The organism is Pseudomonas sp. 05N434 (assembly GCF_056396965.1).
On record NZ_JBFTMK010000870.1, the window covers coordinates 1 to 1,290 of the forward strand.

General features: G+C 43.8%; 1 protein-coding gene. It reads left to right on the forward strand.

Annotated features, from left to right (window positions below; genetic code table 11):
- Positions 1–407: 407 nt before the first annotated feature.
- Positions 408–1,290 (forward strand): tyrosine-type recombinase/integrase (locus AC1DLB_RS30265; RefSeq protein WP_477786315.1); only part of this gene is annotated, 883 nt, incomplete at its 3' end.

The following is a 1,290-nucleotide window of genomic DNA, read 5'->3' on the forward strand; positions in this document are numbered from 1 at the left end:
CAACACCTCAGAGCCTACGCATGTGGTCTGTCCCGGTATTAGTAGAGTGAAGAGGGGGCAGGAACGATAACGGTGGAGGTCGAGATCGTAGACCAAGATGTCGACTACAGTGCTCAGAAGTAATTGAGTAAAACTAATAAGATAAAAAATCGTATATAAAGCAGAGACATGAGTCTCTATTCTATAGTGTGCATGAAGTTCATTCAAGCAGTTACCTTCTGAAATGCTGAAACAAATAATGGAATGAGAGGTTGATGGAAGTAAATGCGTAAACGGGCGTCAGATGTTTTTTAAGGAATTCCATCTGTCTTAGATAGTAATTTTATAACAGGACCCTTGCCATATCATAAGGTCATGACATGAAATAACGCTTTAATAAATCATGTGTATGGCTACTAGAGGCCTTGATGATGATTAGTCATGTCTACAGTGAAGAGTTTCTGCGAGCGGTAGGAATCTCACCAGATGTCATGGACTCAACCAACGCTGAGGGTTGGGCAGGGGACTTCAAGCTTCTCGATGAATGGATAAGTCAAGGTACGAAAAATAGCCTAACACGTAGAGTAATGAAAAAAGAGATTGAACGACTTTTACTCTGGGCAATTTCAGTACAACGAAAAAAGCTTCTCGAGCTAGCCCCGGCAGACATTGCCAGCTACGCAAAATTTCTAGAGCAACCGACACCTGTTTCAATCTGGATATCAAAAACAAAATATCCGAAATGCAATGACGGCTGGCGTCCTTTTGCTGGCCCATTAAATGAGGCGTCACAAAGATATGCGTTAGTCCAAGTTGGCAGCTTTTTTAAATGGGCCGTCCGGAACGGACTGCTTGAGCTYGATCCGACGGAAGCCTTAGAGACCCCAAGAATTAATAAGCCCGTGCTCAGGCGTGCTCTGGACCAAGAAGCACTTGGTGCGCTATTTGAAGTGATAGATGGTCAGAAAAAAAAGAAAAAAAGATTAAGAGATACCATACTGTTTTCGATAATTTTGCAAGCCGGGTTGTTGGTTTCGGAGGTTGCGGCTGTAAACGTTGATGATGTTAATCGTGACGAAAATGGCGTCTGCTGGATAACTGTCAGGGGTAATAGCGGTGACTTGCGGAGGCTTGCAATCACAGCTGAGCTATTTCTGCTGATAGACTTTTACAAAACTGTGTTTCGCATCCAGGTAGAGTGGACGGACGATGCTGCGACACCATTGGTGTTGCCAGCAACCGGAAAATTGCGACGTCTACATCCGTCGACGATACTAGCAATAATTAAAAATGTTGCAGAGGGGGCAATAA